This window comes from Saccharomonospora iraqiensis subsp. iraqiensis, assembly GCF_000430445.1.
Taxonomy (GTDB): domain Bacteria; phylum Actinomycetota; class Actinomycetes; order Mycobacteriales; family Pseudonocardiaceae; genus Saccharomonospora; species Saccharomonospora iraqiensis.
In genome coordinates, this window is record NZ_KE387135.1 from 89,431 (window position 1) to 94,500 (window position 5,070).

The 5,070-nt window shown below is 70.5% G+C and carries 5 protein-coding genes and 1 tRNA gene; 2 read left to right on the forward strand and 4 right to left on the reverse strand.

What is annotated here, in order from left to right; all coding sequences use genetic code 11:
* A partial coding sequence (locus tag ACTIR_RS0120380; protein ID WP_026455657.1) for a L,D-transpeptidase occupies positions 1-1,092 on the forward strand: 1,092 nt, incomplete at its 5' end.
* Positions 1,093-1,195: 103 nt separating this feature from the next.
* On the opposite strand, the gene ACTIR_RS0120385 is transcribed toward ACTIR_RS0120380, so the two are convergent.
* The 4 genes from ACTIR_RS0120385 to orn form a co-directional block, all read right to left on the reverse strand.
* The gene (locus ACTIR_RS0120385) at positions 1,196-2,338 is read right to left on the reverse strand and encodes an acyl-CoA dehydrogenase family protein (protein ID WP_007024766.1); all 1,143 of its coding nucleotides are present in this window, start codon (positions 2,336-2,338) and stop codon (positions 1,196-1,198) included.
* Between the two features lies 1 nt (position 2,339).
* Positions 2,340-3,203: a 3-hydroxybutyryl-CoA dehydrogenase gene (locus ACTIR_RS0120390; RefSeq protein WP_026455658.1), complete on the reverse strand. Its 864-nt coding sequence runs from the start codon at positions 3,201-3,203 to the stop codon at positions 2,340-2,342.
* A gap of 226 nt (positions 3,204-3,429) precedes the next feature.
* A tRNA-His gene (locus tag ACTIR_RS0120395) sits at positions 3,430-3,505 on the reverse strand.
* 71 nt (positions 3,506-3,576) lie between these two features.
* Positions 3,577-4,185, reverse strand: coding sequence for an oligoribonuclease (orn, locus tag ACTIR_RS0120400; protein WP_007024768.1), 609 nt, complete (start codon positions 4,183-4,185; stop codon positions 3,577-3,579).
* Between the two features lie 107 nt (positions 4,186-4,292).
* Between orn and ACTIR_RS0120405 the strand changes: the two genes are divergently transcribed.
* Positions 4,293-5,036, forward strand: a complete 744-nt coding sequence (locus ACTIR_RS0120405) for a M50 family metallopeptidase (RefSeq protein WP_026455659.1) — start codon at positions 4,293-4,295, stop codon at positions 5,034-5,036.
* Positions 5,037-5,070: the final 34 nt, after the last annotated feature.

The following is a 5,070-nucleotide window of genomic DNA, read 5'->3' on the forward strand; positions in this document are numbered from 1 at the left end:
CCGGCGTCGTCGGAGGCGCCCGCCTCGACCGCCCCGCCCGAGCCGGTGAGCCTCGCGCTGTCCGTCTCCGACGACGGCACCGACGTCGAGCCCGGGCAGCCGGTGACGGTCAGCGCCGAACACGGGCGGATCACCGGCGGCTCGCTGGTCGGCGCGCACGGTACGAAGGTGGAGCACGAACTGCGCACCGACGGGGCGCTGTGGACGACGACCGAGCCGCTGGGCTACGGCAAGACCTACACGCTCTCCGTCGAGGCCGAAGGGGACGACGGCGAGGCCGTCGAGGAGAGCGCGACGTTCACCACCGCCACGCCCGCGCGCACGGTCGGGGTGTACATCAACGCCGCGGACGGCGAGACGGTTGGCGTCGGCATGCCGTTGATCTTCACGTTCACCGGCGACGTCCCGGACCGCGCCGCCGCCGAGGAGGCACTGCGGGTGTCGACCGAGCCCGAGACCGAGGGCGCGTTCCGGTGGTTCAGTGACCGGAAGGTCATCTGGCGGCCGAAGGAGTACTGGGAGACGGGAACCGAGGTCACCGTCGACGCCGCGATCTACGGCAAGGACCTCGGCGAGGGCACCTACGGGGCCGAGGACGAGAAGGTCGGGCTCACCATCGGGGACAAGGTGGTCGCGGTCGCCGACGGGGAGAGCCACCAGATGGAGATCTCGGTCAACGACGAGAAGACCGAGACGTTCCTCATCTCGATGGGCAAGCCGTCCAGTTCCACCCCGAACGGCACCTACACGGTGATGAGCGAACACAACGGTTACACCATGGACTCGAGCACCTACGGGGTCCCGACCGACAGCGCCGACGGCTACGAGACCTGGGTCGAGTACGCGGTCCGGCTGTCCAACAGCGGCATCTTCTACCACTCCGCACCGTGGTCGGTCGGCGACCAGGGCAACCGCAACGTCAGTCACGGCTGCATCAACCTCGCCCCGCAGGACGCGAAGTGGCTGATGGACACCAGCAAGCGCGGTGACCTGGTCACGGTCGTCAACGGCGGGGACCAGACGCTGGAGCCGACGGACGGGTGGAGCGTCTGGCAGATGTCCTGGAACGAGTGGACCTCGGACGCCTCCTGAACGGCACCGACGGAAACGGCCCCCGCCCGCACCTGCTCCGAGGTGGGGACGGGGGCCGCGCAGTCTCCCGTGCCCGGGCGCACACCGGGCGGGACCGGTCGGTCTACTTCAGCATGCTCCGGGCCATGACCATCCGCTGGATCTGGTTGGTGCCCTCGTAGATCTGGGTGATCTTCGCGTCCCGCATCATGCGCTCGACGGGGAAGTCCCGGGTGTAGCCCGCGCCGCCGAAGAGCTGCACCGCGTCGGTGGTCACCTGCATCGCGACGTCCGAGGCCTTGGTCTTGGCCGCGCTGGCCAGGAAGCTCGCCCGGGGGTCCCCGCGCTCGGTGGCCGCCGCCGAGACGTACACCAGGTGCCGCGCCGCCTCGATCTCGGTGGCCATGTCCGCGAGCATGAACTGCACGCCCTGGAAGTCACCCACCGCCTTGCCGAACTGCTTGCGCTCCTTGACGTACTCCACGGTCGCGTCGAGCGCACCCTGGGCGATGCCGAGCGCCTGCGCACCGATGGTGGGCCGGGTGTGGTCGAGGGTCGCCAGCGCGGTCTGCAGGCCGGTGCCGGGCTCACCGATGATGCGGTCGCCGGGGATGCGGCAGTCCTCGAAGTAGATCTCCCGCGTCGGCGACCCCTTGATGCCGAGCTTGCGTTCCTTCGGCCCGACCGAGAAGCCCGGGTCGTCGGCGTGCACGACGAACGCGGAGATGCCCTTGGCCTTCTTCTCCGCGTCCGGGTCGGACACGGCCATCACCGTGTACCAGCTCGACTCGCCGGCGTTGGTGATCCAGCACTTGGTGCCGTTGAGGACCCAGTCGTCCCCGTCCCGCCGGGCCCGGGTGCGCATGGACGCCGTGTCGGAGCCCGCCTCCCGCTCGGACAGCGCGTACGAGGCCGAGGCGGCACCCGAGGCGATCGACGGCAGCACCTGCTTCTTCAGCCCCTCGGAGGCCGACAGCAGGATCGGCTGGGTGCCGAGCTTGTTCACCGCGGGGATCAGCGAGGCCGAGGCGTCGACCCGGGCGACCTCCTCGATGACCAGGCAGGCGGCGACCGCGTCGGCGCCCTGCCCGTCGTAGTCCTCCGGGATGTGCAGGGCGTTGAAACCCGCCGAGGTCAGCGCGTCGGCCGCCTCCTGCGGGTAGCGCTCGTTCTCGTCCACGTCGGCGGCGTGCGGGGCGATCTCCTTCTCCGCCAGCGCGCGCACCGCCGCACGCAGCTCCTCGTGCTCGTCGGACAGCTGGTACATCTCACTCTCCCCGGTAGTCGTAGAAGCCGCGGCCCGACTTCTTGCCGTACAGTCCCGCGTCCACCATGCGCAGCAGCAGTGGCGGCGGCGCGTACTGCGGTTCCCGGTACTCGGCGTAGAGGGAGTCGGCGACGGCCTTGGTGGTGTCCAGACCGATCATGTCGGCCAGCCGCAACGGGCCCATGGGGTGCGAGGCACCCAGCACCATCCCGTTGTCGATGTCCTCCGGGGTCGAGTGCCCCGCCTCGACCATGCGGATGGCCGAGAGGAGGTAGGGGACCAGCAGCGCGTTCACCACGAACCCGGCGCGGTCCGGGGCGCGGACCACGGTCTTGCCCAGCGTGCCGGCCAGGGCCTCGGCGCGCTCGGTCGTCCCGGAATCCGTCAGCAGCGACGGGATGATCTCCACCAGCTTGAGCACCGGGACGGGATTGAAGAAATGCAGGCCCACGACTTTCTCGGGCCGCGAGGTGGCCATCGCCAGCCGCATGATCGGGATGGAGGACGTGTTCGAGGCGAGAACGGCGTCCGGGCGCTGCACGATCGTGTCGAGCTTGCCGAAGATGTCGAGCTTGACCGACTCGTTCTCGGCCACGGCCTCGATCACGACGTCCCGGTCCGCGCAGTCGCCGATGTCCACCGAGAAGGTCGTGCGGGCGAGCGCGGCATCCCGGTCCTCGGCGGAGCGTTTGCCCTTGTCGACGGCACGCTGCATCGACTTCTCGATGCGGGTCCGTCCCGCGTCGAGCGCGGCGGAGTCCGCCTCGACCACGAGCACGTCGAGGCCCGCGTTCGCGCTCACCTCGGCGATGCCCGAGCCCATCAGGCCCGCTCCGATCACGCCGACACGCGTGATGTCACTCATCGCATTCCTTCCTGGCCGGTCCTCACGTTTCGCGCCATTTTAGTAGGACGGCCAACTTTTCGGCGCACAGCCGTCTGCGATCCATCTCTCACGGGGAGTATCGCGGGAAGGCGGGAGGGAGAACGGGGGGGACAGCGGCACGTCCGTGCGTGCCGGGAACGACCCGGAAGCGATCGGCCACCGACGTCGGCACCTCTGAAGAGGGCGACGACCGGAACCGCAGGAGTGGGGTGAGTGACGGGACTTGAACCCGCGGCCCCCTGGACCACAACCAGGTGCTCTACCGACTGAGCTACACCCACCATGCGCGAGGGCCTCTCAGCGCCTCGGCCGGATCAGCATAACGTGCCGCCGTGACGGCGTCGCAACCGGGTTACTCCCCGCCGTCACGCAGCACGTCACCGGCGACGGCGCGGGCCTCCTCGCTGCTCGGGCCGGGGTGCGGGACGAAGGCGGTCCGGCGGTAGTACTCCAGCTCACGGAGGGACTCGCGGATGTCGGCCAGCGCCCGGTGGGCGAGCCCCTTCTCCGGCTTCGCGTAGTAGATGCGCGGGTACCAGCGCCGCACCAGTTCCTTCACCGAGGACACGTCGACCATGCGGTAGTGCAGGTGGGCGTCCAGGGTGGGCATGTCCCGGGCGAGGAACCCGCGGTCGGTGGCGATGGAGTTGCCCGCCAGCGGGGCCGTGCGCGGGTCGGGGACGTACCGGCGGATGTAGTCCAGCGCCTGCCGTTCGGCCTCGGCGACGGTCATGGTCGAGGCCCGCACCTCCTCGGTCAGCCCCGACCGGGCGTGCATCGTGCGCACCACGTCCGGCATGTTCGCCAGCGCGTCGTCGTCGGCGTGGATGACCAGGTCCACTCCGTCGCCGAGGACGTTCAGCTCGGCGTCGGTGACGAGCACGGCGATCTCGATGAGGGCGTCCTTGGCGAGGTCGAGCCCCGTCATCTCGCAGTCGATCCAGACAAGACGGTCGGTCACCCGCGAAACCCTAACGGGTGCGGCGATGTGGTGCCGGTCACGCTCGGTTCCCGGGTGCGCGCGGATCCACCCGGGGAGCCGGACCGCGCCTGTGATGAGCTGGCGGGGTGACAACGACCGTGGAGCAGAACGCCGTGCGCAATGCCCTCGATCTCGATCTCGCTGCCGCGAGCACCATCGCCGTCGCCGCAGGGGTCGTCGCCTGCCTGATCGTGCTGGTGCGCACCCCGTGGCGGTTCGCCCGCAACGTGGTGACGATCGTGCACGAGGCGGGGCACGCCCTGGTCGCCCTGTTGGCGGGACGGCGGTTGCAGGGCATCACCCTGCATTCGGACACCTCCGGCGTCACGGTCTCCCGCGGGAGGCCGAGCGGTCCGGGGATGGTGCTGACGACGTTGGCCGGATACCCGGCGCCCGCGCTGCTCGGACTGGGCTTCGCCGCACTCGTGTCGGCGGATCGGCTCAGCGTGGTGCTGGGGATCGCGGCGGCACTGCTGCTCGGCGTGCTGGTGATGGTGCGCAACGCCTACGGCGTGCTGTCGGTCCTGTTGTCCGCGGCGGTCCTGGGTGCGGTGGCGCTCGGGGCCGGGCCGGAGCTGCAGGCGGCGTTCGTGTACCTGATGACGTGGTTCCTGCTGTTCGGCGCGGTGCGGCCGGTGACGGAACTCGTCGGCAAGCGCAGGCGCGGAGCGGCCCGGGACTCAGACGCCGATCAGCTCGCCCGCCTGACCGGGGTCCCCGCGGCCGTCTGGCTGCTGGTGCTGGGCGTGCTGGCGGTGAGCTGCCTGGTGGCGGGGGGCATGCTGCTGATCGAGCCGGCCGTCGCGCCCGCGACGGTGTCACCGGGCTGAGGGGGTCGGACCTGCCGCCGCGCCGAGGGGGCGG

Excerpts from the sequence above, each read along its gene's own strand:
- ACTIR_RS0120385 (WP_007024766.1), bottom strand. The coding sequence starts at position 2,338 with ATGTACCAGCTGTCCGACGAGCACGAGGAGCTGCGTGCGGCGGTGCGC.
- ACTIR_RS0120390 (WP_026455658.1), bottom strand. The coding sequence starts at position 3,203 with ATGAGTGACATCACGCGTGTCGGCGTGATCGGAGCGGGCCTGATGGGC.